The 25,768-nt window shown below is 68.1% G+C and carries 25 protein-coding genes and 1 riboswitch; of the genes, 10 read left to right on the top strand and 15 right to left on the bottom strand.

The window, feature by feature from the left end; genetic code table 11:
• The first annotated feature begins 103 nt into the window (after positions 1–103).
• The gene (locus G4H71_RS11345) at positions 104–691 is read left to right on the top strand and encodes an ASCH domain-containing protein (RefSeq protein WP_072738544.1); all 588 of its coding nucleotides are present in this window, start codon (positions 104–106) and stop codon (positions 689–691) included.
• A 66-nt stretch (positions 692–757) separates the two neighbouring features.
• Here G4H71_RS11345 and G4H71_RS11340 read toward each other — a convergent pair whose 3' ends face one another.
• The 6 genes from G4H71_RS11340 to G4H71_RS11315 form a co-directional block, all read right to left on the bottom strand.
• Positions 758–1,357, bottom strand: coding sequence for a DUF459 domain-containing protein (locus G4H71_RS11340; RefSeq protein ID WP_169847159.1), 600 nt, complete (start codon positions 1,355–1,357; stop codon positions 758–760).
• Between the two features lie 94 nt (positions 1,358–1,451).
• On the bottom strand, positions 1,452–2,789 hold the full coding sequence (locus G4H71_RS11335) for an ABC transporter substrate-binding protein (protein WP_072738546.1): 1,338 nt from the start codon (positions 2,787–2,789) through the stop codon (positions 1,452–1,454).
• Entirely contained in the window at positions 2,786–3,925 is a 1,140-nt protein-coding gene (locus G4H71_RS11330; protein WP_083343139.1) for a branched-chain amino acid ABC transporter permease, read from the bottom strand. Before G4H71_RS11330 ends, G4H71_RS11335 begins: the two co-directional genes overlap by 4 nt.
• 1 nt (position 3,926) lies before the next feature.
• Positions 3,927–4,805: a branched-chain amino acid ABC transporter permease gene (locus tag G4H71_RS11325; RefSeq protein WP_072738547.1), complete on the bottom strand. Its 879-nt coding sequence runs from the start codon at positions 4,803–4,805 to the stop codon at positions 3,927–3,929.
• A gap of 75 nt (positions 4,806–4,880) precedes the next feature.
• Positions 4,881–5,612 (bottom strand): ABC transporter ATP-binding protein, encoded by a 732-nt coding sequence (locus G4H71_RS11320; protein WP_072738548.1) that lies wholly within the window; start codon positions 5,610–5,612, stop codon positions 4,881–4,883.
• Complete coding sequence (locus G4H71_RS11315) at positions 5,609–6,358, bottom strand: ABC transporter ATP-binding protein (protein WP_185284891.1); 750 nt, start codon at positions 6,356–6,358, stop codon at positions 5,609–5,611. The genes G4H71_RS11320 and G4H71_RS11315 overlap by 4 nt, the downstream gene beginning before the upstream one ends.
• Positions 6,359–6,586: 228 nt before the next feature.
• Between G4H71_RS11315 and G4H71_RS11310 the strand changes: the two genes are divergently transcribed.
• The 5 genes from G4H71_RS11310 to G4H71_RS11290 all read left to right on the top strand — a co-directional run bounded on the left by G4H71_RS11310 (position 6,587) and on the right by G4H71_RS11290 (position 11,248).
• Positions 6,587–7,219, top strand: a complete 633-nt coding sequence (locus tag G4H71_RS11310) for a TetR/AcrR family transcriptional regulator (RefSeq protein ID WP_072738550.1) — start codon at positions 6,587–6,589, stop codon at positions 7,217–7,219.
• Between the two features lie 197 nt (positions 7,220–7,416).
• A complete protein-coding gene (locus tag G4H71_RS11305) occupies positions 7,417–8,133 on the top strand; it encodes a hypothetical protein (protein ID WP_083343140.1) in 717 nt (238 codons plus the stop codon).
• A gap of 138 nt (positions 8,134–8,271) precedes the next feature.
• Positions 8,272–8,365, top strand: a riboswitch (SAM riboswitch).
• 62 nt (positions 8,366–8,427) lie between these two features.
• Positions 8,428–9,396 carry an amino acid ABC transporter permease gene (locus tag G4H71_RS11300; RefSeq protein ID WP_072738551.1) on the top strand — a complete coding sequence of 323 codons (969 nt, stop codon included), beginning with the start codon at positions 8,428–8,430 and terminating at the stop codon, positions 9,394–9,396.
• Positions 9,393–10,196: an amino acid ABC transporter ATP-binding protein gene (locus G4H71_RS11295; RefSeq protein WP_072738552.1), complete on the top strand. Its 804-nt coding sequence runs from the start codon at positions 9,393–9,395 to the stop codon at positions 10,194–10,196. The genes G4H71_RS11300 and G4H71_RS11295 overlap by 4 nt, the downstream gene beginning before the upstream one ends.
• A 44-nt stretch (positions 10,197–10,240) precedes the next feature.
• A complete protein-coding gene (locus G4H71_RS11290) occupies positions 10,241–11,248 on the top strand; it encodes an ABC transporter substrate-binding protein (protein ID WP_083343160.1) in 1,008 nt (335 codons plus the stop codon).
• Positions 11,249–11,414: 166 nt separating this feature from the next.
• Here G4H71_RS11290 and mbp1 read toward each other — a convergent pair whose 3' ends face one another.
• Positions 11,415–11,654, bottom strand: coding sequence for a microaggregate-binding protein 1 (gene mbp1, locus G4H71_RS11285; protein ID WP_072738553.1), 240 nt, complete (start codon positions 11,652–11,654; stop codon positions 11,415–11,417).
• Between the two features lie 187 nt (positions 11,655–11,841).
• On the opposite strand from mbp1, the gene G4H71_RS11280 reads away from it, so the two are divergent.
• A complete protein-coding gene (locus G4H71_RS11280; RefSeq protein WP_072738554.1) occupies positions 11,842–12,291 on the top strand; it encodes a hypothetical protein in 450 nt (149 codons plus the stop codon).
• Here the strand turns inward: G4H71_RS11280 and G4H71_RS11275 are convergent.
• Positions 12,249–13,415, bottom strand: coding sequence for a CaiB/BaiF CoA transferase family protein (locus tag G4H71_RS11275; RefSeq protein ID WP_072738555.1), 1,167 nt, complete (start codon positions 13,413–13,415; stop codon positions 12,249–12,251). The two genes, G4H71_RS11280 and G4H71_RS11275, sit on opposite strands and share 43 nt — an antisense overlap.
• On the bottom strand, positions 13,412–14,584 hold the full coding sequence (locus G4H71_RS11270) for an acyl-CoA dehydrogenase family protein (RefSeq protein ID WP_072738556.1): 1,173 nt from the start codon (positions 14,582–14,584) through the stop codon (positions 13,412–13,414). The genes G4H71_RS11275 and G4H71_RS11270 overlap by 4 nt, the downstream gene beginning before the upstream one ends.
• Positions 14,585–14,757: 173 nt before the next feature.
• Between G4H71_RS11270 and G4H71_RS11265 the strand changes: the two genes are divergently transcribed.
• Complete coding sequence (locus tag G4H71_RS11265; RefSeq protein ID WP_072738557.1) at positions 14,758–15,804, top strand: LacI family DNA-binding transcriptional regulator; 1,047 nt, start codon at positions 14,758–14,760, stop codon at positions 15,802–15,804.
• Between the two features lie 5 nt (positions 15,805–15,809).
• Here G4H71_RS11265 and G4H71_RS11260 read toward each other — a convergent pair whose 3' ends face one another.
• Both G4H71_RS11260 and relB read right to left on the bottom strand, forming a co-directional pair.
• Positions 15,810–16,475, bottom strand: coding sequence for an SAM-dependent methyltransferase (locus tag G4H71_RS11260; RefSeq protein WP_072738621.1), 666 nt, complete (start codon positions 16,473–16,475; stop codon positions 15,810–15,812).
• A gap of 80 nt (positions 16,476–16,555) precedes the next feature.
• On the bottom strand, positions 16,556–17,119 hold the full coding sequence (relB, locus tag G4H71_RS11255) for a type II toxin-antitoxin system RelB family anti-toxin (protein ID WP_072738558.1): 564 nt from the start codon (positions 17,117–17,119) through the stop codon (positions 16,556–16,558).
• 147 nt (positions 17,120–17,266) lie between these two features.
• On the opposite strand from relB, the gene G4H71_RS11250 reads away from it, so the two are divergent.
• Positions 17,267–18,355 carry an isopenicillin N synthase family dioxygenase gene (locus G4H71_RS11250; RefSeq protein ID WP_072738622.1) on the top strand — a complete coding sequence of 363 codons (1,089 nt, stop codon included), beginning with the start codon at positions 17,267–17,269 and terminating at the stop codon, positions 18,353–18,355.
• Positions 18,352–19,152: an alpha/beta fold hydrolase gene (locus tag G4H71_RS11245; protein WP_072738559.1), complete on the top strand. Its 801-nt coding sequence runs from the start codon at positions 18,352–18,354 to the stop codon at positions 19,150–19,152. Before G4H71_RS11250 ends, G4H71_RS11245 begins: the two co-directional genes overlap by 4 nt.
• Here the strand turns inward: G4H71_RS11245 and G4H71_RS11240 are convergent.
• The 4 genes from G4H71_RS11240 to G4H71_RS11225 all read right to left on the bottom strand — a co-directional run bounded on the left by G4H71_RS11240 (position 19,101) and on the right by G4H71_RS11225 (position 25,650).
• Positions 19,101–20,447: a polysaccharide pyruvyl transferase family protein gene (locus tag G4H71_RS11240; RefSeq protein WP_072738560.1), complete on the bottom strand. Its 1,347-nt coding sequence runs from the start codon at positions 20,445–20,447 to the stop codon at positions 19,101–19,103. The two genes, G4H71_RS11245 and G4H71_RS11240, sit on opposite strands and share 52 nt — an antisense overlap.
• Before the next feature lie 94 nt (positions 20,448–20,541).
• A complete protein-coding gene (locus G4H71_RS11235; RefSeq protein WP_072738623.1) occupies positions 20,542–21,723 on the bottom strand; it encodes a winged helix DNA-binding domain-containing protein in 1,182 nt (393 codons plus the stop codon).
• 51 nt (positions 21,724–21,774) lie between these two features.
• Entirely contained in the window at positions 21,775–23,214 is a 1,440-nt protein-coding gene (locus G4H71_RS11230; RefSeq protein WP_072738561.1) for a protein kinase family protein, read from the bottom strand.
• 126 nt (positions 23,215–23,340) lie between these two features.
• Positions 23,341–25,650 carry an MMPL family transporter gene (locus G4H71_RS11225; protein WP_072738562.1) on the bottom strand — a complete coding sequence of 770 codons (2,310 nt, stop codon included), beginning with the start codon at positions 25,648–25,650 and terminating at the stop codon, positions 23,341–23,343.
• Between the last annotated feature and the right edge of the window lie 118 nt (positions 25,651–25,768).

Here is a 25,768-nt window from a genome sequence, read left to right as displayed (position 1 = left end):
ACACGAACATTACCTCGAAAGAATGTTCGAAACAAGGTCTCGTGCACACCCATCGGCGAGTTCCCGACCCACGCGCTGGGTCATCGCGAGGTACGTTTCAGACGTGCTGTTCACCGATGCCGTCGCCCGGGCGATCGCAGCCGGAACCGTCACGACGGTCTACCGGCGCTGGCGGGTGGCCCGAGTCTCGCCCGGAACCACGATTCACAGCTCGGCGGGCGTGATTCGGGTCGATGCTGTGGAAGAGATCGAGCCCGACGAGCTCACCGAGGAATCGGCCCGCGCCGCGGGCGAGGGCTCGCTGGCGCGGCTGCGGGCGTCCTTTCACGGCAGCGCCACGGATCCGCTGTTCCGTATCCAGGTCAGTTACGCCGGGGCGGACCCGAGAGACGATCTGAGCCGCGACACGGACCTCGGACAGGGCGACCGCGAGAATCTCTCGTCGGCGCTCGATCGTCTCGACACCCGCGCCGACTCACCGTGGACTCGTACGGTACTGCGGCACATCGCCGCCCACGAAGGCCGGCGTGCCGCGGATATCGCGGCCCAGGTCGACGAGCCGGATCTGGCCAGGATGAAGCGCAGGATCAGATCGCTGAAGAATCTCGGGCTGACCCACAGCCTGACTGTGGGCTACCGGATCTCGCCCCGTGGCCGTGCATTCCTGGACACCGAAGGAACCGTCGAATGAACGATTCCCGCAGTATATTCCGCGCCTGTCCGGGCCCACCCTGCCACGCGAGCACCACCCGGCGACCTACTCGGCCAACCACCGGCTCCACGTAGGTCGCACGAGGTCGGCAAAGCGCCGGTACCCCTCGGCGCCCGGGTGGGCGCCGTCGCCCGCGCGCACCTCCTCCATCCAGATCTCGTCCCGGAGAAGGTCGCCGAACACCGAAGTCGCCGCCGCCCCGGCATCCCGAGCAACGTCGAGGAGAGCCTTGTCCGCCGCCTCGAGCCGGGCGTTGATCTCGGTATCGGCGACAGGCGGCGGCCCCACGAACATCACAGGAAGCCCGCATTCTCCGGCCCGACAGACAATCGACTCGAGGTTGCGGACGGAGGTGGCGGCCGGCACGCGGACGCATCCGTCCTCCGCGACACAGTCGTTCACGCCGAACGACAGGACGATCCGGCTCGCGCTACCCGGGAGTTCACGCGCGGACAGCTCGCGTTCCCAGCGGTCTCGCACGTCGGACGAGGTATTTCTCCGTATACCGAGGTTGTAGGCCGTCAGGTCGATCGATTCACCGGCGCGGTCCGCGGTCAGACGCGTCGTCCAACCGAGCCCCGACGGATCCCCGATCCCCGCGACGAAGGAATCCCCGAAGAACACGACAGTGGTGCGTGGCAGCATGGCTCCCATCGAACCGCACGGCCGCAGAACCCGGCCGCGTCGGTGCCCCTCATCGGGACCGACGCGGCCGGGAGCCACTCGGTGGGAGCGGCGGCTACGGTGCCGGAACCTCGGTCGGCACGCCACCTTCGGGCGGAGTCGAGGCGTCCTCGCCGTACTCCTCGATCGGGGCGTCACCGATGTCGGTGGTCAACACGGGCGTCAGGTACTCGCGTCTGCCGTCACGCACGGTGAACACCGTGGCGCCGGACATACCGAGATGGCTTTCGGACGAGTACCGGAACGGCGCGTGCTGAGGCCCGTCGAACTCCGCACCCACGTCCTGGACGGCGGCGACGATGCCCTCGCGCGTGGGATTCTCCCCGGCAGCCTGCAACGCCTGGACGAACGTGTACGCGTGGCTCATCCCCATCACTCGATAGTTCGTCAGCGGCTGATCACTACCGTGCTCCGCCCAGATCCGCTGCCAGAGTTCGGTCCACTCGTTGCCCGGCGAATCGACGCCGGGAATGTACTCGAGTGACACCAGGCCGTCGAGCACCTGGCCACCGCCACTGACCGCTCCCTCGGAGAACCGCGAGAGCAGAGAACCGACGAGGTGGATGTCGGCGCCGATGGAAGCGTAGAGCCACTCGGGATCGTAGTTGAGTCGCATCGACACCAACTGGCTCAGAGCCGTGTAGGAGGGCACGTTGAAGCCCATGACCAGGTCCGCACCGTCCGCTTTCAGCTGGGCGATCTGGGGTGCCACGTCCGTGTTGCCGGACGTGTACCGCACCACCGAGACGATCGTGTCGTCGCCCAGGATCTCGCGTACCGCCCGCTCGCTGTCACGGCCCAGGTCGTCGTCCTGGAGAAACAACCCCACCTTCGCGTCGGGCCGGTTCTCGGTCACCCAGTCGGCGAGGATCTTCCCCTCGACCTCGTAGTCAGGCATCCACCCGAAGGTGTTCGGGTACTTCCCCGGATCGTCACCCCACATGGTGGCGCCGGAGGAGACGAAGAGGTCCGGAACCCCTTCCTCGTTGAGGAAGTCGACGACCGCGCTGTGCGTCGCGGTGCCGAGCCCACCGAGGATCGCGAACACCTCGTCCTGGAGCACCAGTTCGTTGACGACCTGAGACGTCGTGGTCGGGTCGTAGGCGTCGTCACGGACGACGTACTCCACCGTGCGACCGTGGACACCGCCCTGAGCGTTGACGAAGTCGAAGTATGCCTGTGCCCCGCTCGGGATCTCGCTGTATCCCGGGGAGGCGACACCGGTGAGTGGGAAGTGTCCACCCACCTTCACCGTCGTGTCGGTGACACCTGTCGTCGACCCCTCGCTCGTGCTTTCCCGATCGTCACGTCCACCGGCGCCGCACGAGACCAGCAACGCAGCGGTCGCGGCCGCGGCGACACCGCGTGCGGCCGTCGTTCTCCAACTAGTCATTTCACTCCTTTGTCACGGAGACGTCGTGAGGCGCTCCAGCTGCGATAGGAACCGATCAGTCCCAGTGGGGCGAAGAGAATCACCACCACGGTGAAGACACCGGTGACGAGCGGCGCGAGTTCGGCGGCCTGAAGGCTGCTGAGCCCGGCGTTCAATCCGAGATTGGTCACCACCGGAGGTATGTAGGTGAGCAGTGCAGCTCCGATCAGCGCACCGGACAACGTGCCCAGACCTCCGATCACGATCGCCGACAACAATGTCAGCGACAGCGTCAGGGTGAACCCGCTCGGCGCGACGATCCTGGACGCCATCGCCATGAGTGCACCACCGGCGCCGGCACACGCGGCGCTGATCACGAAGGCCAGGATGCGGGCGCGGCCGAGGTCGATACCCGCGATCTCGGCGGCCACCTCGTCGTCGCGCACCGCTCGCCAACGCCGGCCGATCCGGCCGGCCGACAGGTTCGCGAGCAGGACGAACACCACGAGCAGCACCGCCCAGCTCCAGTACGCGAGGTACTTGGTGGAGCCCAGGTCGTTACCGGTGAGGAAGTACATCACGTCATCGATCACCGGCGGGACGCTGGGAGACGGGACGATCATGCCCTGCTCGCCGCCCAGTTGGTCCGAGAAGTACAGCGCCAGGCCGGGGACGGCCACCGCGAGGGCGAGCGTCGCGCCGGCCAGATAGGGGCCGTGCAGCCGGGCCGCAGCCATGCCGACCACCACACCGACGAGGCTGCTGACCAGTACGGCGACGAGGACCGCGAATGGGAGTGACCACGCGGAATCGTTGCCCCGCAGCAGAAGAGCCGCGGTGTAGGCGCCGACCGCCATGAATGCGCCGTGCCCGAGCGAAAGCTGACCACTGAGGCCGGTGAGCACGGTGAGGCCGGCCGCCGCGATGGCCAGATAGGCGACGGAGGTCAATTGACTCTGCCGGAACGTGCTGGTGTTCTCCAGGACGAGGGCGATCACCACCAGTGCGGCCGCAGCGAGCAGCAGGTGCCTGCGGATCGGTGTGGAGACGGCCGTCGCCCAACGGCCCGGCTTCGGCACGGGGACACCGCCGGCCGGCTCCGGATTCTCCGCCGGTCTCGGGTCGGAGCCGGCAACCGTATCGGATCTCGTACTCATGTCAGACCTTCCTCGCCGCCGTCTGTGCAAACAGTCCGCTGGGCCGGAGCAGCAACACCAGGATCAGGATCACCAGGGCCGCGAAGGCCACCAGGCTCTGCCCGAGGTAGCCGCTCACCGCGCTGAGCCCGAGTCCCATCACGAGTCCCCCGACGACGGCACCTCCCGGGCTTTCCAGCCCTCCGAGAACCGCAGCGACGAAACCGAACACGACGATGGAGTCCATGTAACCGGGGTGCACGAGCGACCCGCCTGCGATGAGGAGGCCGGCGACGGATCCGACGACCGCGGCGAGGGCCCATCCGAGCGTGAGCATGCGACCCACCCGGACGCCCAGGAGCCTGGCCACCTCGGGCTGGAAAGCGCTCGCCCTCATCTTCAGTCCCAGATCCGTGAAGCGGAACAGGAGCACGAGCAGCCCCAGGACCACCAGTACCGCAACGATCTTGAAGAGGTCGAAGCCGGTGATCGCGACGTCCATTCCTCCGATCTGTTGCCCGGTCAGCCCGAACGGTGCAGGGAAGGACCGGAACTGGTTCCCGAAGACGAGGGCCGCCAGCGCGTGGAGGATGATGAACAGGCCGAGGGTGAGGATCACCGGGTTCATCGGCCGGGAGTTGTCGACGTACCGGACGACCAGGCGCTCGACGGCCGCGCCGAGCACGAAGCCGCACACCAGCGCGGCACCGAAGCCGACCCAGTACGAGTATCCGGCGTCGATGACCACGAGCGCGATGTAGGTGGTGACCATCGCCATCGGCGCCTGAGCGAAGTTGACTATCCGCGTCGATCGCCAGATCAGTACGAGCGCGAGCGCGAACGCCGCGTAGATCATCCCCGACGTCACGCCGTTGATGAGAATGGTGAGTAGTTGTTGCACCGAGATTCGTCCTTTCGGTGTCCGAATTCGCTGTGGTTCCGAGATATTCGTGACGGCTCGAACTCGAGGGAGTCGTCAGAATCCGAGGTAGGCGTGGCGGAGTTGTTCGTCGTCGACGAGTTCGGATCCGGTGCCCTGGAGCGCCACCTTCCCGAGTTCGAGCACCACCGCGTGCTCGGCGATCGACAATGCGCTTCGGGCGTTCTGTTCGACGAGGACGACGGTCAGACCGCGGCTCTCGACGAGGCGGCGCAGGGCATCGAAGATCTGCTCGACGATCAGCGGCGCCAGACCCAACGACGGTTCGTCGAGAAGGAGTAGCGACGGCGTCGCCATCAGGGCCCGCCCGATCACCAGCATCTGCCGTTCTCCACCGGACAGTGTGTGCGCCTCGGCCTTTCGACGCTGATCCAGAGAGGGGAACATAGTGTACACGTCGTCGAGACTCACCGGCGGTGCCGCCGGGTAGCGCCCCAGCGCGCCCAGTCGGAGATTCTCCTCGACGGTCATCTCGGCGATGACGCCGCGTCCCTCGGGGACGTGCGACATCCCCCGCCTCGACATCCGCTCGGCAGGGACACCGACCAGTTCGCGTCCCCCCATCCGGATACTGCCGGCAACCGGTGTCAGCAGACCGGAGATCGTGCGCAGCAGGGTGGTCTTTCCGGCCCCGTTGGCCCCGAGAATCGCCGTGACAGCTCCCTCGGGAACACTCATCCGGACGTCACCGAGAGCGGTGATCGGCCCGTACCGCACCGTCAGCCCTTCGATCTCGAGAGCGGCCCGGGTACCAGTGGTGGCGGTCATGCGGTCACCTCGTTTCCGAGGTAGGCGGCCAGCACGGCCGGATCCTCGCGTACGTCGTCCGGTGCCCCGGAAGCGATCACCTTGCCGAAATCGAGTACGACGAGGCGGTCGCACACACTCATCACGAGATCCATGTGGTGCTCGACCAGCATCACCGACATCGACTCGGTGAGACCGCGGATGAGCTCACCGAGCTCGTCCATCTCGTCACCCGACAGTCCGGACGCAGGCTCGTCCAGCAGCAACAGGCTGGGGCGGCCCACCAGCGCCCGCGCGAGGGCGACGCGCTTGCGCACCGCGTAGGGCAGGCTCGGAGGCAGTCGGTCCGCGTAGGCGTCCACCCGCAGCTCGGTGAGCACCTCCATCGCCCGTTCACGCACCGCGCGGTCGTCCGCCGCACCGGCGGGCAGGCCGAGGAGGCCGGTGAAGAACCCGGCCCTGGCGAGGCGGTCCGCACCGATCATCACGTTGTCCAGCACGGTCATCCGATCGAAGAGTCCGAGCCCCTGCAGTGTGCGCCCCATTCCCAGCGCGGCCAGCCCGTGCGGGCGGTGCCGGGGAATCGCCCGTCCGAACCGGGTGACCGTCCCGGATTTCGGGGTCACGAATCCGCACGCGACGTTGAACAGGGTGGTCTTGCCCGCGCCGTTCGGACCGATCACGCCCAGGACCTCGCCGGGCCGTACGGACACGCTGACGTCGGACAGGGCGACGATGCCGCCGAAGGCCACGGTGATCGAAGACAACGCGAAAAACCGATTCGCTCGAGTCCGGTTCGGGTTCGGACATGGGGTCACTCCTCGTCTCGGGACACGCTCCGCATACAGAGAGTTGACACTCGCCTCAGGTGGGTGAGCGCTTGCTTAGTGTGCTCGACGTAGGTTGTGATGTCAATCACGAATCGACACCGCAGGTAGTGTGCGAGGTGCATCGGCGGCGGTGCGGCGACCTACGTACGCGGGGAGAGGATCACGATGGGAGCAACACCTGCCGACACCACCTCCACGGGATCGGCACCGGAGACCTCCGAGGAGGCGAGCTCCGAGGACCGGCTACTGCGGGCGGCCACCGACCTGTTCTCCGATGTGGGATACGAGGCCACCCGTACCCGCGACATCTCCACCCGCGCGGGCATGAGTCCGGCGGCGCTCTACGTGCACTTCCCATCGAAGGAAGAGTTGCTGTTCCGGCTCATCCTTCGATCCACCGAACGCTCACTCGCGATCGTCACGGACGCGGTCGAGGCCCACACCGAGCCGGTCGATCGGATCCGGGCGCTGGTCAGGGAGTTCAGCAAGGTACACGCCACGAAGTACCAGCGGGCCCGGATCGCGCAGTACGAACGCCGGCATCTCACCCCCGAGCACCGCGAGGCGGTATCGGAGATCCGACGGCAGATCCGCCTCGTGACACTGCGCGAGTTGCAGGCGGGAATCGATCGTGGCGACTTCCTGGTGGACGATCCGCGAGTCGCAGGCCTGGCGATCATGTCGCTGTGTGCCGACATCTGCCGCTGGTATCGGCCGGACGGCGAGTTCACTCCCGACGAACTCGGCAACATCAACGCCGATCTGGTGCTCCGGATTCTCCGCGTACCCGGCTACTGAGCCGGCCCCTTCCGTACCTCCACGCGAAGACCCCCTGCATTTCCCCAGGCAGGAGACCGGCAACCCGCAGCAGGCACACCTTGCGGAGCCAGGACTTGTGCAGTTGAACAAGTGTCCGTATAAATACTCTGTGATGTGACACACCTCACTTCCGGCGCGGGGCCGGGGGTGATCTCGCTCATCGAACGGAGTCGTTCATGTCCTCAGCTCAACGCGCCCTCTCACCCCTCCGCCGGGGTGCCGCGGCGTTGTCCGTCGCGGCCCTTCTCACCGGCGGTCTCGCCGTCGGAAGCGGTGTCGCCGCCGCCGACACGGCGTGCGGAACCTCCGCCACCCGGGTACAGAACGGGGCGGCAGGACTGGTCGGGATCCAGCTGACCAAGGAGGTCCTCGGCGACGGCACGGTCGCGCCGGGCGGCACCGTCACCTACCGGACGACGGTGTCCACGGCCAGGGGTGTCCCACCGCTGCTGCGCGGAATCGCCGACTATTCGCCGCCCGGATTCGTCGTCGAATCCGCCACGGTCAACGGATCCGCCGTCACACCGGCGGTGAACGTGGACACCCGCAAGGCGTCGGTGAGCTCCGGGCTGGGCTGGCTCATCAATGGCAGCAACCGGGCGGTCTTCGAGATCACCTACCGGGTTCCGGCCAACGCACAGGTCGGCACCGTGCACGACAGCGGCGCCGCCATGACACCGGATCTCTGGGGCGAACAGACCTGGAATCCGATCGGAGTCTGCACGACGATTCGCGGCAAGAATGCCGGCGAGGCCGTCGTCGGCAGTGTCGAGGGCGCCGGATTCGGCTCGTCCGGACCCATCGCCAACGGGTCGTCCGGATCGTCGATCATCAACGACCCGAGTGGATTCATCGCCGACATCATCACCCAGGTGATCAGAAACGGGAGCTGACACCCGCTCCACCCCAACCGAAACGACCTCGACCCCCACCGGGTCGGGGTCGTTTCGCATGCGACGTGCGGCTTCGGTTTGGACACCAGGCTGATTCAAATTGTCGACGTGCCACCCGATGCTGGTCTAGCGTTCGGAACGCCATCCAGAGCGGCCGAGAGACCTGGCTCGTCGACGCCGCAGCAACCCTCCCGTTCTCGGGTGCGGGTGCTACCGCCGGGACCGATGGAACGACTCGCGATCGTCTGACCCCGAAAGGCCTGGATCGATGCCTGCCCACTCTGGTGTTCCGACATGAGCGCCCCGACCGAGACCCGCGCGGATCACGGTGTCACTCGAGGCGACGCGGACCTCGTCGTCGCCCGGACCCGGCACCCCTGGCGCTGGGCGCTCAGCGCGCTGGTCCTGGTGCTCGGGGCGCAGTTCGTCCACGGTCTCGCCACCAACCCGGGATGGGACTGGCCCACGTTCGCGGAGTACTTCACCGCCGATTCCGTGCTGCGCGCACTGTGGATGACGGTCAAGCTCACGGTGTGGGGAACGCTTCTCGGATTCGGTCTCGGCGTGCTCGTCGCCCTCGGGCGCCTGTCGAGCAGCATTGTCCTGCAGACGATTTCCTGGCTCTACATCTGGGCCTTCCGATCGATCCCGCTGATCGTCCAGTTGCTGTTCTGGTTCAACATCGCCTACCTGTACCAAACACTCTCGGTAGGTATACCTTTCGGACCGGCATTCTTCGAGTTCGAGGTGGGCGGAGTGATCTCCGGGTTCACCGCCGCAGTGATCGGTCTCGCCCTGCATCAGGCCGCCTACTCCGCGGAGATCATTCGCGGCGGGATCATCTCCGTCGATCCCGGGCAGGTGGAAGCAGCCAAGGCACTCGGCATTCCGCGCCGCAGGCAGTTCCTGAAAATCGTGCTTCCCCAGGCGATGCGGTCCATCCTCCCGAACGCAGCCAACGAAGTGATCAGCCTGTTCAAGGGCACGTCGATCGTGTCCACGATGGCCATCGCCGAGTTGTTCTATCAGGTCCAGGTGATCTTCGGACGAAACGGGCGCGTCGTCCCCCTCCTCATGGTGGCGACCGTCTGGTACATCATCCTCACCACCGCACTCTCCGTCGTCCAGTACTACGTCGAGCGCCACTACGCCCGGGGCTCGGCGCGGGCTCTCCCGATGACCCCGCTACAGAAGATCCGGGCACGGTTCGCCGAGATCGCCGAGCGCGGCCCCGCCCTCCCGCGGGGAGGTGGCACGCGATGACGGACGAGAAGAGCACCGCCCCTTCCACTGCCGCCGCCCCGGCGCTCGCTGTCGACGTGCGCGGGGTACACAAGTCCTTCGGTTCCCTGAAGGTTCTCGACGGCGTCGACCTCCAGGTGGGAACCGGAGAGGTCACGGTCATTCTCGGGCCCTCGGGATCGGGGAAATCCACTCTCCTGCGCACGCTCAACCACCTCGAGAAGGTGGACCGGGGCACGATCCGCGTGGGCGGCGACCTGATCGGGTACCGCAGGCGAGGCAACAAGCTCCACGAACTGCGCGAGACGGAGATCCTCCGCCAACGGTCACGGATCGGGTTCGTCTTCCAGAACTTCAATCTCTTTCCACACCTGACCGTTCTCGAGAATGTCGTCGAGGCACCCGTATCCGCACAGCGTCGGCCGCGCGACCATGTCGAGCGCGAGGCGATCGCCCTCCTCGAGCGAGTCGGCGTTGCCGACAAGGCACACGACTATCCACGCCAGCTCTCCGGCGGACAGCAGCAACGAGTCGCCATCGCGCGGGCTCTCGCCCTACGGCCCACGGTGATCCTGTTCGACGAACCGACGTCGGCACTCGACCCGGAACTCGTGGGCGAAGTCCTCGCCGTGATCCGGGGGCTCGCCGAGGACGGCACGACGCTCGTGATCGTCACCCACGAGATCGGGTTCGCCCGCGAGGTCGCCGACACGGTGATCTTCATGGATCACGGCGTGATCGTCGAACGCGGGACTGCCGAAGACGTGCTCGACGATCCGCAACACGCACGTACCCGCGCCTTCCTGGCCAGCGTCCTGTGACCTGGTCGATCACCCCGCCCACACCCCACCACGAGAAGGTCACGATGTCCCTACTGCACCGCCCCATCACGTTCCGCCGGCCGACGTCACCGCCCCGACACGCCAGGGCACTGATCGCCGCGCTCTCCACCACCGCGCTCCTGGCCGTGGCCGCGTGCGGCTCCGACGCAGAGGCCGGTTCGGCTGCTTCCGATACGGCTGCCGAAGGATACAACCTCACCGCGGACCAGGATCGGATCACGACGGACGAGGTCCCCGAGATCGCGGCCAAGGTGCCGCAGGCCATCCGCGACAAGGGCACCCTCGCGGTCACCGGGGCAGCAGGATCCGTTCCCCCGCTTCGCTTCTACGCAGAGGACGACAAGACCATCATCGGCTCCGAGACCGACTTCGCGTACCTCATCGCGGACGTCCTCGGCCTCGAGGTCGAGCTCACCGCCGCGGATTGGGCACAGAACTTCGTCCGCATCGACTCGGGGGCCGCCGACGTGTTCATCTCCAACGTCACGGTCACCGAGGAACGCAAGGAGAAGTACGACTTCTCGACGTACCGCCTCGACAACCTCGCTTTCGAGGTGAAGAAGGACAGCGGCATCGTCGTCGAGGGCCCCGAAGACGTCGCGGGCCTGAAAGTGGGCGTGAGCTCGGGAACGAACCAGGAGGCCATTCTGGTCGCCTGGAACGAGCGGAACGTGGCCGCAGGTCTCGAGCCGGCCGAGATCCTCTACTACCAGAACGCTTCCGACTACTACCTGGCGCTGGGATCGGGACGCATCGACGGGTACTTCGGGCCGAACCCGGCGTCCGCCTTCCATGTCGCCCAGTCCGGTGAATCGGAGATCGCGGGGACCTTCTCCGGCGCAGGCGAGGACCTCCAGGGTGAGATCGCGGTGCTGACCAAGAAGGACAATGGTCTGATCGAAGCGATCAACGAGGCGATCAACCATCTGATCGACAACGGCACCTACGCAGAGGTTCTCGACAGGTGGGGCATCTCCAACGAGGCCGTCGAGGTTTCGGTGATCAACCCGCCGGGGCTTCCGAAGCAGTAGTTCGACATGACCGGAACCGAGCGACTACAGGTGCGTTTCGTGTGGCAGGACGACCCGACCGCCCGGCCGAGGAGATCGGCCCGCATCCGTTCGAGAAGTACCTCTGAACCGGGAGCCGGACACCCATTCGGCCTGGAGACGTCGGTCGCGACTACTACTGCCGCGACTACTCCTGCTCGGCGCGCTGCCGTTCTTCTTGAACAGCTGCCTCGGCGCGCGCCTTCTCCGCAGCGGCCTCCTTCTCGGCGACTTCCCGCTGCGCGTCGGCCTTGTCCTGTTGAGCCCGGCCTTCCCGTGTCAGCTCGTCGTCACCCGCGACGGCACCCGCGACCTCTTTCGCCTTACCCTTGACGCCTTCCACGACGCCCTTGACTCCCTCGGTGGGACCCGAATTTTCCTCCGGCACAGAGCGACACCTCCTCGGTCTGGTTCGGTCGGACAGTCTGTCGTGCGCGTGGCACGCCTCTCGACTACCCGCGATCGAGCGCACCGAAACACCGAGGCAGCACCATCGCCCATATCTCGAGGTCATCGACTCGATCCTCCGACGGGAGGGCGAATACGGCCTCCTCCGGCGTCACTACGCTGTCGTTGTGAAGACGCTCTCGAACGTGTCGGTGATCTCGGTGCTGTGTGCGGTGTCGATCTGGCTGTTCGTAGCGCCACAGCTGCTGATCGGCGGCGTGATCGAGCTTCGGGCGCCCGTGGAGTTGATGGTCGTGCTCCCGACCCTGGTGGGGTTGGTCTGCGCACTGGTAGGGGTCCTCGCCGGAGCGCCGGGACTGGTCCGTCGCTCCGATGCTCGCAGCGCGCCGAGGATCGTGATGACGTTCGGCCAGATCTCGACGGTCACGCTGGCAGTCGTCATCGTCGTGTGGTCGCAGACCCACCGCTCGACCGGATGGGAATTGCTGGCACTGCCCGCATCGCTGATGTTCGGGCAGATCGCGGTCGCAGCGGGATTGATCCTCGCGATCGCCCGCCGACGCCGGCACACCGGCTACGGCGACGACCCGTCGCGCCCGGCACACAGTGATCGGTGAACCGCCTCGGTGTGCTCGCCGAGACGAGGCGGGGGAGTCCGGTATCGAACCGGGGTCGATCCCAGTCGAATCGGGTTGGCCACCTGACGAACCGAGTCCTCGCCCTCGCGTCCGCCGACCTCCACCACCGGTGCGAGGCCCAGCCGTTCGGCGAGCGCGACGGCCCCGGCGATGTCGTTGACGGGACCACAGGGAACACCGGCCCGGGTCAGCGCCTCGAACCAGTGATCCGCCGAGTGCGCGGACAGGGCGACGACGAGTTGGTCCCGCAACTCGTCCCGGTGCTCCACGCGCCGAGCGTTGGTCTCGAACCGGGGGTCGTCGGCCAGATACCCGAGGCCGAGAACCTCAGCGAGCGAGCGGAACTGGCGATCGTTTCCGACGGCGAGCACCAACGGCCGATCGGCGGTCTCGTACAACTCGTACGGCGTGATACTGGGATGTCGGTTTCCCATCGCCGCCGGCACGACCCCGGCCGCGACGTAGGACGAGGACTGGTTCGTGAGCGCGGCCAGCAGCGACGACAGCAGGTTCACCTCGACCCGCTGCCCCTGCCCGGTGCGCTCCCGGTGGCGCAGCGCGGCAAGAATACCGACCGCCGCATGCAACCCGGTCACGACATCCACCATCGCGACACCGACCTTGGTCGGGGTGTGCTCGTCCGGCCCGGTGACACTCATCAGCCCACCCACCGCCTGGACCAGCAGGTCGTAACCCGGGAGGAGATTCGCTCCACCGAACCCGGTCACCGAGCAGTACACGATGCCCGGATTGTCCTGCCGCACCGCGTCGTACCCCAGTCCGAAGCCTTCCATCGTGCCGGGAAGCAGGTTCTCCACCACCACGTCGGCGCGGGCCACGAGTGCACGGGCCGACGCGAGGTCACGTGGATCGCGCAGGTCCCACGCGGCCGACTGCTTGTTGCGGTTGACCGACTGGAAGTACGTCGACTGCTCCGCGGACCACGGCGGGCCCCAGTGACGCGTGTCGTCTCCGTGCCCGGGCCGTTCGATCTTCACCACTTCAGCACCGAGATCGGCGAGCAGCATCGTCGCGTAGGGAGCTGCGAGGACGCGTCCGAAGTCGGCGATCAGCACCCCGTCGAGCGCGCCGGCGCCGGTCACCGGAACGCGGCTTCGCCGGTGAGTGCGCGGCCGATCGTGAGCTGGTGCACCTCCGAGGTGCCCTCGTAGGTGAGAACGGACTCGAGGTTGTTCGCGTGCCGGATGACCGGGTACTCGAGGGTGATTCCATTGGCGCCGAGGATGGTTCGGCATTCGCGGGCGATGGCGATGGCCTCGCGCACGTTGTTGAGCTTGCCGGTGCTGACCTGCTCCGGCCGGAGCGTACCGGCGTCCTTGCGGCGACCGAGGTGGTACGCGAGCAGATGCCCCTTGCCCAGTTCGAGCGCCATGTCTGCGATCTTGACCTGGGTGATCTGGTACGCGGCGAGCGACTTGTCGAAGACGGTGCGCTGCGTGGCGTACTCGATGGCCGTCTCCAGGCAGTCGCGCGCAGCACCGAGCGCACCGAAGACGATCCCGAACCGGGCCTCGTTCAGGCAGCCGAGCGGCCCGGAGAGCCCCTTCGCCTCGGGGAGCATCGCCTCGGCCGGGAGCCGGACGTCCTCGAGCACCAGTTCCGAGGTGACGGACGCACGCAGCGACATCTTGGCGGTGATCTCGGGCGCGGAGAAGCCCGGGCTGTCGGTCGGGACGACGAATCCGCGGATGCCGTCCTCGGTCCGAGCCCAGACCACCGCGACATCGGCGACCGATCCGTTGGTGATCCACATCTTCGTGCCGTTGAGCACCCAGTCGTCGCCGTCACGCTTCGCGTGGGTGCGCATGCCGCCCGGGTTGGATCCGAAGTCGGGCTCGGTGAGACCGAAGCATCCGATCGTCGTTCCGGCCGCCATCCCCGGCAGCCACTGCTGCTTCTGCTCCTCGCTGCCGTAGTGATGGATCGCGAACATCGCGAGCGATCCCTGCACCGAGACGAGGCTACGGATCCCCGAGTCGACGGCCTCGACTTCGAGGCAGGCCAGCCCGTAGGACGTCGCACTGGTGCCCGCGCAGCCGTAACCCTCGAGGTGCATACCGAGGAGTCCGAGGCCCCCCAGTTCCCGGGCGAGATCCCGTACCGGCAGCGCCCCTGCCTCGAACCACTCGGCGATGTGGGGGCGGATCCGCTCGCTCGCGAACTTCCGCACCGTGTCGCGGATCGCGATCTCCTCGGGATCGAGCAGGGTGTCGAGGGCGAACAGTTCGGCGAGGGTCTGGGCGTCTGACATGTCGGGGCCTCCGGGTCGGCGAGTGCGGTGTTCGGCAGTGCGGGCTCTTCGAGCAAGGCATGCAAACGATTGCACGAACGTTTGCGTCACGTACAGTAGAGCCCGCCGATCCGGCCGTCAACCACGACCGGCACAGGGCACGAAACACGCCGACCCGACCACCGAGGAGATCCGTGACCGATCGCCTTGCCCGCGTGCCCGGGCGCCCGCCCACCCTGCGGGAGATCGCGGACCGGGCCGGGGTCCACGTCTCCACCGCCTCGCGCGTACTCCGCCAGCCGGAACCCGCCGACGGGTGGTCCGACGCCGCCCAACGGGTCCGCCGCACCGCCGCGGAGCTGGGGTACCAGCCCAACCTGTGGGCGGCGAGCCTGCGCACCCGGCGGACGACGACCCTCGGCGTGGTCATGCCACGGCTCACCGACGGAGTGGTGGCGACGATGTTCCAGGGCATCGAGGAGACCGCCACCGCGGCGGGATACTCCGTCCTGCTCTCCAGCCCGCCGGACGACCTCGGCGCCCAGCGCGACGCCGTCGACTTCCTGTCCGGCCGTCAGGTGGACGGGCTGCTGCTGAGCAGTCTGCACAGCCCGAGCGAGGACTTCCTCGCCTCGCTGTCGACCCGATCACTGCCGATGCTGCAGCTCAACCGGCACCCGGACCCGACGCTGCCCTATGTGGCCGGAGACGACGCACAGGGCGGCCGTCTCGCGGCTCGTCACCTCGTCGAACGCGGGTACACCGATCTCGCGGTCATCGCGGGCCCCGCGCACGCGACGACGGCCCAGGAACGACTGTTCGGCTTTCGGAACGGATTGTCCGAGTATGGAATCGACCTCCCCGACGACCGGGTGCGACGGACGGGCTTCGACGTCGCGGGCGGTGTCGCGGCAGCCACCTCACTACTCGACCGCCCGGACCGCCCCCGGGCGATCTTCGCGGTCAGCGACACCGTCGCGATCGGCGTCATCGGGGTCGCGCGCGATCTGGGGCTGACGATCCCGGACGACCTCGGGCTGGTCGGCTACAACGACATCCCGGTGGCGGCCCAGTTGCCGGTTCCGCTGACCACGATCCGCTCGCCCGCACGGCTCATCGGGGCCACCGGGGTCCACCTCCTGCTCGACCTCGTCGCCGGGCGTGATGTCGAATCAGCCGTTCTCCCCGTGGAACTCGTCGAACGTGCGTCCTCGTCCGCCGCACGCACCCGCCCGCGCTGAGTTCGTCACGTCCGCTTCTGTTCCGCGGGCACCAGCCTGCGGATCTTCAGGACGTTGTCGGAACGCGCCCCGGCACTGCCGTCCGGAGCCGTCATCGGCACCTGAAGCTCCCTGCAGCTCAGGATCTCCCATTCGCCGTCGCGTGGCCGGAGCCCCTCGTACACCTCGGTCGGGGTGGGCAGATCCCCGTGGTCGTGGTCGGTCACCCACGAGGGTGGGCCGGCGTGCCCGACGACCAGCAACACGCCGCCGACGGCCACGGCGTCGGCCGCCGATCCGAGGATCTGCTCGCGGGGTAGCTCGCCGTGCGAGTGGAAGTAGTGGGCGGAGACCAGATCGAACTCGCCCTCCGGGAACTCGGCCGCCAGATCCATCTGTTCCCATCCGATCCGGTCGGCCACCCCTTCGTCCGTCGCATGCTGCGCCGCACGACCGAGCGCCACCGCGGAGACGTCCACCGCGGTGACCTGCCAGCCCTTCTTCGCGAGCCAGATCGCATCCGCGCCTTCGCCCGCTCCCAATTCGAGCGCGGTTCCGGGCTGCAGGTCCGCGGTCTCCTCCACGAGCACGAGGTTGGGCGCGCCGCTCCAGATCCGTTCCCGCTCGAGATACTTCGCGTCCCAGAGTTCGCTCGCGGGGGCGTCGACTTCGGTGGTGTGCGTGTGGTCCATGCCGTCGAGGATCCACAGCATTGCCCGAAAGCGCCAGAAAGTTTGCCGAACCGGCAAAGTACAGTGGGGCCGAGCGGACCTCAGAACCCGGGCGGCGAGCTGACCATGAGGAACCGGGCCTGCTCGTCGGAATCGTTGAACCACCGGTGTGGCACGGTCGCCGGATAGTAGAGGGTGTCCCCGGCTGCGAGCAGGTACGGCTCCTCCCCGTCGACCTCGATACGCACCTGCCCCTCGACGACGTAGACGAACTCCTCACCTGGATGCACGGTCGACGAGTCGGCGCAGGTGCGGGCCGCCGCGGTCACCTCGTTCGGTTGCATCGTGCGGCCACCGGGAGCGCAGAACCGCACGGTTGCTCCGGGCGAGACCTCGAAACTGCGACTCACCCGGGCTTCGACCAGCGTGGTCGGGATCCGGGCACTGCGTTCGAGAATCGCGTGCGCGGTGGTTCCCAGCGCCTGGGCCACTCGATGGAGATTGATCAGGCTGGGGAGGGACCTGCCGTTCTCGGCCTGGCTGAGAAACGGCTGCGACAGGCCCGTCCGCTTCGCCAGCTCGTTGAGGGTGAGGTCGGCATCCAGCCGTGCGGTCCTCAGCGTCGTCCCGACCGCGGAGGCGAGTTCACGCTGGTCGTCGTCCATCCGCGCACGCTATCAAGGCCGCACGGCGGACCGCACGCCCCGCCCGACTCCGTCACGCGCCCGAAACGTCATTGAAAAGAGCTCGGAAATATTGACCGAGACAATATTTGCGTGAGCGATGCCCATGCCGACGCCGAAGGAGTGGCCGTGACCGACACACCCAGCCGACAGGACGAACCGTTCGAGGTTCCGGTGATCGACATCCGTCCCTACATCGACGGGGGTTCGCGTACCGATCGCGACCGGGTGGCGTGGGAGATCGACCGCGCCTGCGAACAGGTGGGCTTCATCCAGATCCTCGGGCACGGCATACCCGACGACGTCCTCGACGGGCTGGCCGGTGCGGTGGACTCGTTCTTCGGCCTCCCCCTCGCCGAGAAGAAGGCCTATCGCGTCGAGGGTGCCAACCGCGGGTACAGCCCGCCGAAGAGCGAGTCGCTGAGCCTGAGTCTCGGCGTCGAATCGTCCGGGCGGATGAACGACTTCTTCGAGGCATTCAACGTCGGGGTCGAGGCGAGGTCCTTCACCGCCCTCGACCTGCACGAGCGCGACTACGGCGTCAACGTCTGGCCCGACGTCGCGGACTTCCGGCCCCGGGTCGAGCGATACTTCGCTCACGCGGCCCGCGTCGCCCGGACACTGACGACGATCTTCGCCGACGCACTCGGCGAGAGCGACGACTACTTCGACCCCCTCACCGACCATTCGATCGACGTGCTCCGGATGAACAACTACGCCCTTCCGGAGGGCCCGGTCACCCTGGACGGCGACCTCACCGGGATGGGTGAGCACACGGACTTCGGCATCGTGACGGTGCTGTGGGCGGACCGCGTCGCCGGTCTGCAGGTACTCGGCACCGACGGTGTGTGGCACGACGTCGCACCGGCCGAGAACGCCCTGTTGATCAACCTCGGAGATCTCACCGCCCGGCTGACGAACGACCGGTGGATGTCCACGCTGCACCGGGTCAAGCCGCCCGTCGTCGACGGCACCATCATGCGTCGACGTTCGGTGGCGTTCTTCCACGACGGCAATGCCGACGCCGTGATCTCCACCCTGCCGAGCCATCTCGACGCCGACGGCGGCCTGGCGTACGAGCCGATCACGGTCCGTGACCACATCGCGGCCAAGCTGGCCGGCAGTCGCCAGGGCAAGGCGAACACGGCGGCGGTCCGTGAGGCCGCACGCGTGCTCGCGGCGCACGGCGCCACCAACGACGGCGGCACGGGCCGATGACCGCCCCGCACGTCGTGCTCGTCCACGGGGCATGGGCGGGACCGTGGGTGTGGGACAACGTCGTCGGGCCACTCCGCGCAGCGGGGGCCATTCCGCACACACCGGCACTTCCCGGGGTCGGCACCTGGGCCGCCGACGAGGAGATCACCCTCGACACCGTCGCCGACACCGTGTCCGCACTCGTCGCCTCCCTCGACGGCCCGGTGTTCCTGGTCGGGCACTCGGGCGGTGGCGGCGTCGTCACCGCCGTCGCCGAGCGACTGCACGAGCGGATCGCCGGGGTCGCCTACGTGGCCGGGATGATGCTCGAATCCGGCCGGACGTTCGGTGATCTGTGCGAGGAGATCGGCCTGCACCCACCTGTCGGGATCTCGAAGTGGTTGCGGCCCACGGCAGACGGGCGGGGGACGACGGTGCCGGTGGAGGCCGGGGCGGCTGTCTTCTTCCACGGCGCCGGTGCCGAGGATGCGATCGGTGCTGCCCGGCGCCTGGTGCCGCAACTCGAGACGGCCCGGCTCATCGCACCCGTCTGGAGCCCGGGACGGTTCGGCCGGCTGCCCCGCCTGTACATCGAGGCGACCGAGGACAGAACTCTTCCGCTCGCGGCCCAGCGGGAGATGCAGCAGCGGGTACCCGGCGCACAGGTGGTCAGCCTCGCCTGCGACCACGCGCCGCAACTGTCCGCCACCTCCGCGCTGGTCGAGGCGCTGGTGCGGTTCACGCTGGGCGCCGAGCCGGAACGAGGTCAGCGCGAGGCGGACCGAGCGGCGAATCGGCGACGGGCGCTGCGCACGTGACGAACCGGGAACGGCACGTCCGGATAGATGCGGCCGGCGAGTGCGGTCTTCTCGCCCCGCAACCGGGCCACCGTCTCGTGCCCGAAGCCCCCGTCCGCAGGGGCGTCGGGCAGTGTCGACGTCTCCGCCACCGCCCAGTGCGACCCGGCCTCGACGAGGGACCGGTGCTTGACCGGGTAGTAGTCCCCGCCCGCGGACAGCGCGATACCGCGCGCTCCCGCCGCGGCAGCGACGAGGTGTGGGTGGAAGCGCGTACTGACCCACACCTGGTCCCGGCGGGCCGGCAGGCCTCGCCACCACACATCGGTGAAGGGAACGAATTCGGCTCCCGGAAGGAGGTCGACCACCCTGTCGTACACGACCCGATCGGCGCCGGGGATACCCTCGACGAACGCCGTGTCCGTGCCGTCGATACCCCAGCGGTCCACGATGTCGCTCACCGCGCTCGTCAGACCGTCCACACCGCGGCCGCCGTCGAACCCGTCCATGAGGTCGATCTGCAAGCAGAACACGTACTTTCGGCGTGACGCCTCGCTGTCGGTGTCGTAGATGCCGTCGTCGCGGATCGCCAGCCACGCGTCGTCTCCGGTGAGTGACACACCCGCACAGTCACCGATCACCTCCCACGACGGGGTGTCGCGCACGTCGAACACGTCGAACCGTTCGACGTATCGCCGCAGCAGTTCGAGGCGGCGTCCGCCGCCCACCGGTGTGAGCCCCTGGCCGGTCGCCACGAGACTTCCTCCGGAACGCTCGACGGCAGCGGATGCGGCGGCGAGCAGGGCAAGGTGATGAGGCCACACCGCATTGACGTACCCGCCACCGACGAGATGGATCACGTCGGCACGGGCGAGCATCTCGATGCCCGAGACGATGCGGCACAGGATCCCCGGGTCGTGGATCACGCGGTGCGCGAAGTCGGCCGCCTCGGCCTCGTCCAGGTGCTCGGATTCCGCGCAGATCCGCCACAGGGTGTCCACGAACGTCACTCGCGGATGCTCGCGCCCGTGCAGGACCGCGGCCTGTCCCGGCGTGTGGCAGTCGACGACGACGTCGGCATCGGGCTGTACGCGCTCGAGGTGCCGGAGCCATCCCCGCAGGATCAGTTCGTCTCCGTAGTTCGGGTGACCGCTGGGGGCGACGAGGTAGATCGACGGACGCTCGGACGGATGCCGCGCCAGGCCCGGCCCGAGCAGGGTGCGCAATCCCGCATCACCCGCCACCCGGCGGAGGCGGCGCAGCGGCGGGGTCCGATCGACTGGCGGGATGAGGGACTCCTTCGAGCGCGCGGGCACGCGTTCGATCGACGACGATGACGCGGCAGGTCCCGGGCAGCATACCCGACATTCCCGGCGAGCCGAGGCGCGGATATCGCCGCTCCGGGTGACCTCAGGCGAACCGTTTCGCGAGCGGCGACGGATATCTGAGAGTGACTCGGGCCCCGTCGATCCACTCGGTCAACCGCTCGGCCTCGCGATCCAGCACGGCACGGGCATCCGCGCCCACGTCCTCGAGCAGGTGCACGACGACGGCGCCGTCCGGGTCCTGCCACCACCCACCGACGATGCGGCCCTCCCACCATGCCGTCGGTCCGGCATTCCCGACACTGTCGAACAACTGCTCGCGGTGCGGACCGAGGTACCACTCCCGCTCCTGCCAGCCCATCGTCGTCGGATCCAGTGTGGGCAGCAGTGCGCCCCACGGTTCGATCTCGGGTTCCGGTTCCACGTCGTCGGCGAGCAGGTAGCCGGTGTGCCCGTCCAGCTCGACCTCGACGACGTCGAGTTCCGCGAGCGCGCGACGGACCGCGGTGAGTGTGGATCCGAGCCACCATTTCAGATCGGCCTCGGTGCCCGGCCCGAACGAACGGAGCCAGGATCGCACCAGTTCGCGGGTACCGTCCTCCGCAGTACAGCCGACAATCGGTGCACCCAGCCATGATTCGGTGACAGCCCAGCGATTCCGGGAGACGTTCCAGCCGCCGCCGTTGCCGGCACGTACCAACCGCCCCTGCGCCGACAGCACGGTGAGGATGCGTGGGCCGATCGCGGCGCGCCCGGCCCAGGCCTTGCCCTCGCCGTACTCGATCGAGCCCGTCAGGATCGGGAGCTCGTCGCGCAGTTCGGTCCAGGACGCACTCCGGTCACCCCGCAGCGCGTCGAGTACCGCCGCCTCGGCGTCGCGGATCCACCGCTCCCCGTCCGGGTGCAGCCCCGCGTCCTCCACCTCGCGGGCGAGCCTGCGCCGCTCGGCGGCGGCCACCCGGTCGCTCGCGCCCGCCTGCGCATGCGCGAGACGATGACGCGGGAAGACGAACAGCGTGCGCCGCATCGCCAGATGCTTGACGAGTGAACGCTCCTCGTGGAGAGCATGATCGACGTCCGCGACGGTCAGCCCGTCCACCCGCGCCCACGCGGACAGGTGGATCGTCGCCTGGTCCGTGGCGTGCAGCGCCACCAGGCTGTCGGCGGCGTCGACGACGTCGCGGGCACGCGAGCCGGGGGCGAGACGATGACGGCGGGCCAGCCGGGAGCGTCGTTCACCTGCGTCCACCGAGCGGAAGTGGGTCACGGACTCATTGTGCACCGTTCGACGCGTGCCGTTCGAGACGTGCCCGGGCCGTCACCGCTTCCCGGTGAACCCGATCTCGGACAGCGACGTCTGGTACCCGCCGTCGACGGGCGCCAGCCCGGTGAGCCGGACCAGGAGGCGATCGGTGGGGTCGGGCGTCGCCACCGCGATCCGGGTGACGCCTGCCTCGATCGTCCCGGTTCCCAGTATCCGGGTCGAGTCGAGCCGGCCGCTCCGGTCCGGGACCGTTCGGATCTCCACCGTGGCGCCGGGCGAGAGCGAGTCGATCCACACGTCGCCGACTTCCGCGAGCACGGGAAGCGTGACCACCAGGCCGATGTCCTCGTCCGGGTACGGACTCGGGCGACGATCGGTGGACCACGCGGTGGACGGATCCCCGTCCACCGCCGCGCCGGCATCCTCGCCGGCGCCGTCCCCCCTGCCGAGCACGACGACAGTGGCGCCGGTGGGCGCGAACGCGTCGTCCTGGGGCACCGTGGCGGACGGGAACGGTTCGGCGATCGATGCCGGTTCCCCGACCGCGACGAGAGGTGCGTCGGAGGACACCGCCCACGCGCCGACCCCCCACCCCGCCACGCCGAGACCCACCACCAGCGCAGCACCGACGGCCACGGCACCTACGGGCCCGGGGGCGTCCGGGGTCGCCGGCGACTGCTGTTCGTGCGGATGGGCGGCCAGCCAGCCGTCCAGGGCCGCGACGAGAGTGTCGGCGGACATTCCCGACCCGCGGGGACCGAGAGCCGACACGGTCAGCGCGGACAGCTCCGGATCGATGTCCGGCCGCACCAGCGCCGGCGCGAGCACCTGACCTTCCCGGTCTCTCGCTGCGGGCGGCAGGCCCGCATACGAGGACTCCGAGCCGTCGAGCGGCCAGGCGCCGGTGAGCAACGCGTAGAGGATCGCGCCGAGCCCGACGACGTCGGCCTCGTCGGTCGCGGTCGCCGGCGTCGACGGGTAGGCGAGGACCAGGCTCCGATCGAGAGCGACCCGGACCCGGCCCGGGTGATCGAGCGGCAGATGGTGGCCGTGCCGGTGCGAGGCCGACGTGTCGGCGGCGAGTGCCCGGACCGCCCGAGCGGCCTCCCGGGCCGCCGGGCCCGCCGCCGCCACCTCGGCGAGGGTGCGTCCGGGAATCCACTCCGCGATCACCGCGACGCGGTCACCGCCCTCGCTTCCGAGAATTTCGATGATGTCGTACACCCGGGCGACGTGGGATTCCCGCCCGTCGCCGGTGCCCGAGGTGTCCCGGGAGTATCGGCGGAGTGCCTCTGCACCCGCCGGAGCGATCGTGCGTGGTTCGATGACGTCCACCGACACGTCCCGGCGGAGCCGGATGTCGTGGGCCAGCCAGAACTGGGAACCGCGCGGTCCGTCGAACCGCTCGATCAGGCGATAGCGGGAGCCGACGACCGCGCCCGCGTTCCACGGCGCGGGGTCGTCCGGCCCGTCGCTGCAACCGGTCGTCGTCATCGCCCCCTCGCGCATCCGAAGGCTTGCCCGGGGAGGGCCGCACTTCGCGGCCCTCCCCGGGCATCGAAGCCTCTCTTTCGTGATTATGCACATATCACGGGTCGGGAGACTGGAGATTCGGACGGATCAGTCCACGAACTGTGGCTGCGGCTTCGCCTCCTTGGTACCGCTGCCGAGCCCGGCGAGCTTCTGTCCCTCCACGTCGATGTTCGGAAGGATGCGATCCAGCCACTTCGGAATCCACCACGCGGAGTCACCCATGAGCGCCAGGAGCGACGGGATGATGACCATGCGCACGATGAACGCATCGAACAGCACGCCCGCGGCGAGTGCGAAGCCCATCGACTTGGCAGCCACGTCGTCCTCGAGCATGAATGCGCTGAACACCGAGATCATGATGATCGCCGCCGCGGTCACGACCCGGGCCCCGTGGTGATAGCCGTTCACCATCGCTTCCTTGGGTGAGGCGCCGTGGACGTACTCCTCCCGCATTCGCGTCACGAGGAAGACCTGGTAATCCATGGCGAGGCCGAACACGAGCCCGATGAGCATGATCGGCAGGAAGCTGACGATCGGCTGCGGATCGGAGATCAGCCCCAGCGCGCCTTCCTGGAAGATCAGGACGGTCGCGCCGAAGGTGGCCGCCATCGACAACAGGAACCCGAGAGCCGCGGTGAGCGGTACCAGGATGGACCGGAACACCAGGATCAGCAGCAGGAAGGCCGCTCCCGCCACGATCGACATGTACGGCGCGATAGACCCGAGCAGCTTGTCGTCGACGTCGGCGAAGATCGCGGTCGTTCCGGTGACGCCGTATTCCATCCCGTACTCGTCGGCGAAACTCGCCTCGGCACCACGCGCCTCCTTGACCAGGTCCTTCGTGGCCTGGTTGTTCGGCCCGGACATCGGCACGGCCTGGAACAGCGCCCCGGCGCCGTCCTCGCTCGGCGTCGGCCCGACGACGTAGTCCATGTCGCCGTAGGACTCGAGCTCGGCGCGCAGCGAGTCGAGCGCCTCGTCCCGGCGTTCGTCCGGCACGTCCTCGAGATCGACCGCGATCTGCAGCACCCCGTTGCTGCCCTCCCCGAATCCCTCCGTGCGCAGCTCGTACGCCTGCCGGATGGTGGACTCGGTGGGCGCGCTCTCGTCCCCGGGCAGGCCGAGGTTCAGGTTGATCGCCGGCGCGGCGAGTACACCGAGCAGGACGATGCCCGCGACGAGGGTGACGGCGGGGAACCGCCCGATCAGGCGAGCGATCCGCTGACCGTTGGTGACGTAGCGATCGTCCTCAGGATCGTGCTTGGCCACGAACGGGATCTTCGGGGTGAACAGGAACCGGCCGAATGCTCCCAGGAGAGCCGGCATCAGGGTGAGTGCGACGATGACCGCGAAAGCCGCGGCGAGCGCACCGCCCAACCCCATGTAGGTGAGGAAGTCGACTCCGACGATGCTCAGCCCGCTGAGCGCGATGATGACGGTGAGGCCCGCGAACACGACGGCGGATCCGGCGGTGCCGACTGCGCGTCCGGCAGCTTCCTCGGGTGAATCCGACACGACGAGTTCGTGTTTGTACCGAGAGACGATGAACAGCGCGTAGTCGATGGACAGGGCGATACCGATCATCGACGCGAGGAAGGTGGTGAAGGTGGGGATCGTCGTCACGGCCGTACCGGCGAGAATCACCATCGTGGCGGCACCGAGCCCCACGATCGCGGTGATGATCGGGACGAACGCCGCCACGATCGCGCCGAACGCGATGATCATGACGATCAGTGCGACGCCCATACCGATCAGCTCGGCCGTACCACCCGGCATTTCCTCTTCCATCGCGATGGAACCGCTGAGTTCGACCGCCAGTCCGGCGTCACGGGCGCCGTCGGCTGCGTCGAACGCGGCCGCGCGGTCCTCGGGCGTGATGTCCTGCCAGGAATCGATGGTGAACGGAACGTCCAGCAGCGCCACGGTATCCGCGTTCGTCGTCGCCAGGACGTTGAGTGGCGCCCCCGAACACGTGGCCGTGAACTCGTCGGTGGCACGCTCGGGCGACAGGCAGCCCATGGATTCCGCAGTGGCAACCGGATTCTCCAGCGGCACAGAGTGATCGACGATGTCGAGCGCACCGAGTTCGGCGACGAGCGAATCGATCGCGGCCACGTTCCCGGCGTCCGTCAGGCGAGTGCCCTCCGGTGCCGCGATCACGTACGTACCGGTGACGGCGTCGAAGTCGAATTCGGCGGACATTCCCGGAAAATGACGGTCCATGATCTCGGTGGCCCGCTCGGACGGCAGGTTCGGCATGGTGAAGTCGTCTTCCATCGGCTTCGACACCGTGCTCGCCAGCGCGCCGAGGGCGACCAGCAACACCAGCCAGACAGGCAGAACCAACCACTTTCGGCGGAAGGCGAATTTGCCCAGCCGGTACAGATACAAGGACACAGCTCGCTCCTTCGGTACGGACCCGCGCACACGCAACGGCTTTGTCGTTTCAGAATGACGCCTCGGCCCGTCGGGAAGCATCAGGGATATCCCTGAGAACCGGGTCGTACTTCCGGAT

The sequence above is a fragment of the Rhodococcus triatomae genome (genome assembly GCF_014217785.1).
GTDB lineage: Bacteria > Actinomycetota > Actinomycetes > Mycobacteriales > Mycobacteriaceae > Rhodococcus_F > Rhodococcus_F triatomae.
This window is presented reverse-complemented; position numbering and strand designations above follow the sequence as displayed.

Bases quoted from the DNA above. Each gene is read 5' to 3' on its own strand.
- G4H71_RS11340 (WP_169847159.1), bottom strand. From the start codon at position 1,357: ATGCTGCCACGCACCACTGTCGTGTTCTTCGGGGATTCCTTCGTCGCG.
- G4H71_RS11335 (WP_072738546.1), bottom strand. From the start codon at position 2,789: ATGACTAGTTGGAGAACGACGGCCGCACGCGGTGTCGCCGCGGCCGCG.
- G4H71_RS11330 (WP_083343139.1), bottom strand. From the start codon at position 3,925: ATGAGTACGAGATCCGATACGGTTGCCGGCTCCGACCCGAGACCGGCG.
- G4H71_RS11320 (WP_072738548.1), bottom strand. From the start codon at position 5,612: ATGACCGCCACCACTGGTACCCGGGCCGCTCTCGAGATCGAAGGGCTG.
- G4H71_RS11310 (WP_072738550.1), top strand. From the start codon at position 6,587: ATGGGAGCAACACCTGCCGACACCACCTCCACGGGATCGGCACCGGAG.
- G4H71_RS11305 (WP_083343140.1), top strand. From the start codon at position 7,417: ATGTCCTCAGCTCAACGCGCCCTCTCACCCCTCCGCCGGGGTGCCGCG.
- G4H71_RS11300 (WP_072738551.1), top strand. From the start codon at position 8,428: ATGAGCGCCCCGACCGAGACCCGCGCGGATCACGGTGTCACTCGAGGC.
- G4H71_RS11295 (WP_072738552.1), top strand. From the start codon at position 9,393: ATGACGGACGAGAAGAGCACCGCCCCTTCCACTGCCGCCGCCCCGGCG.
- G4H71_RS11290 (WP_083343160.1), top strand. From the start codon at position 10,241: ATGTCCCTACTGCACCGCCCCATCACGTTCCGCCGGCCGACGTCACCG.
- G4H71_RS11270 (WP_072738556.1), bottom strand. From the start codon at position 14,584: ATGTCAGACGCCCAGACCCTCGCCGAACTGTTCGCCCTCGACACCCTG.
- G4H71_RS11260 (WP_072738621.1), bottom strand. From the start codon at position 16,475: ATGGACCACACGCACACCACCGAAGTCGACGCCCCCGCGAGCGAACTC.
- relB (WP_072738558.1), bottom strand. From the start codon at position 17,119: ATGGACGACGACCAGCGTGAACTCGCCTCCGCGGTCGGGACGACGCTG.
- G4H71_RS11245 (WP_072738559.1), top strand. From the start codon at position 18,352: ATGACCGCCCCGCACGTCGTGCTCGTCCACGGGGCATGGGCGGGACCG.
- G4H71_RS11230 (WP_072738561.1), bottom strand. From the start codon at position 23,214: ATGACGACGACCGGTTGCAGCGACGGGCCGGACGACCCCGCGCCGTGG.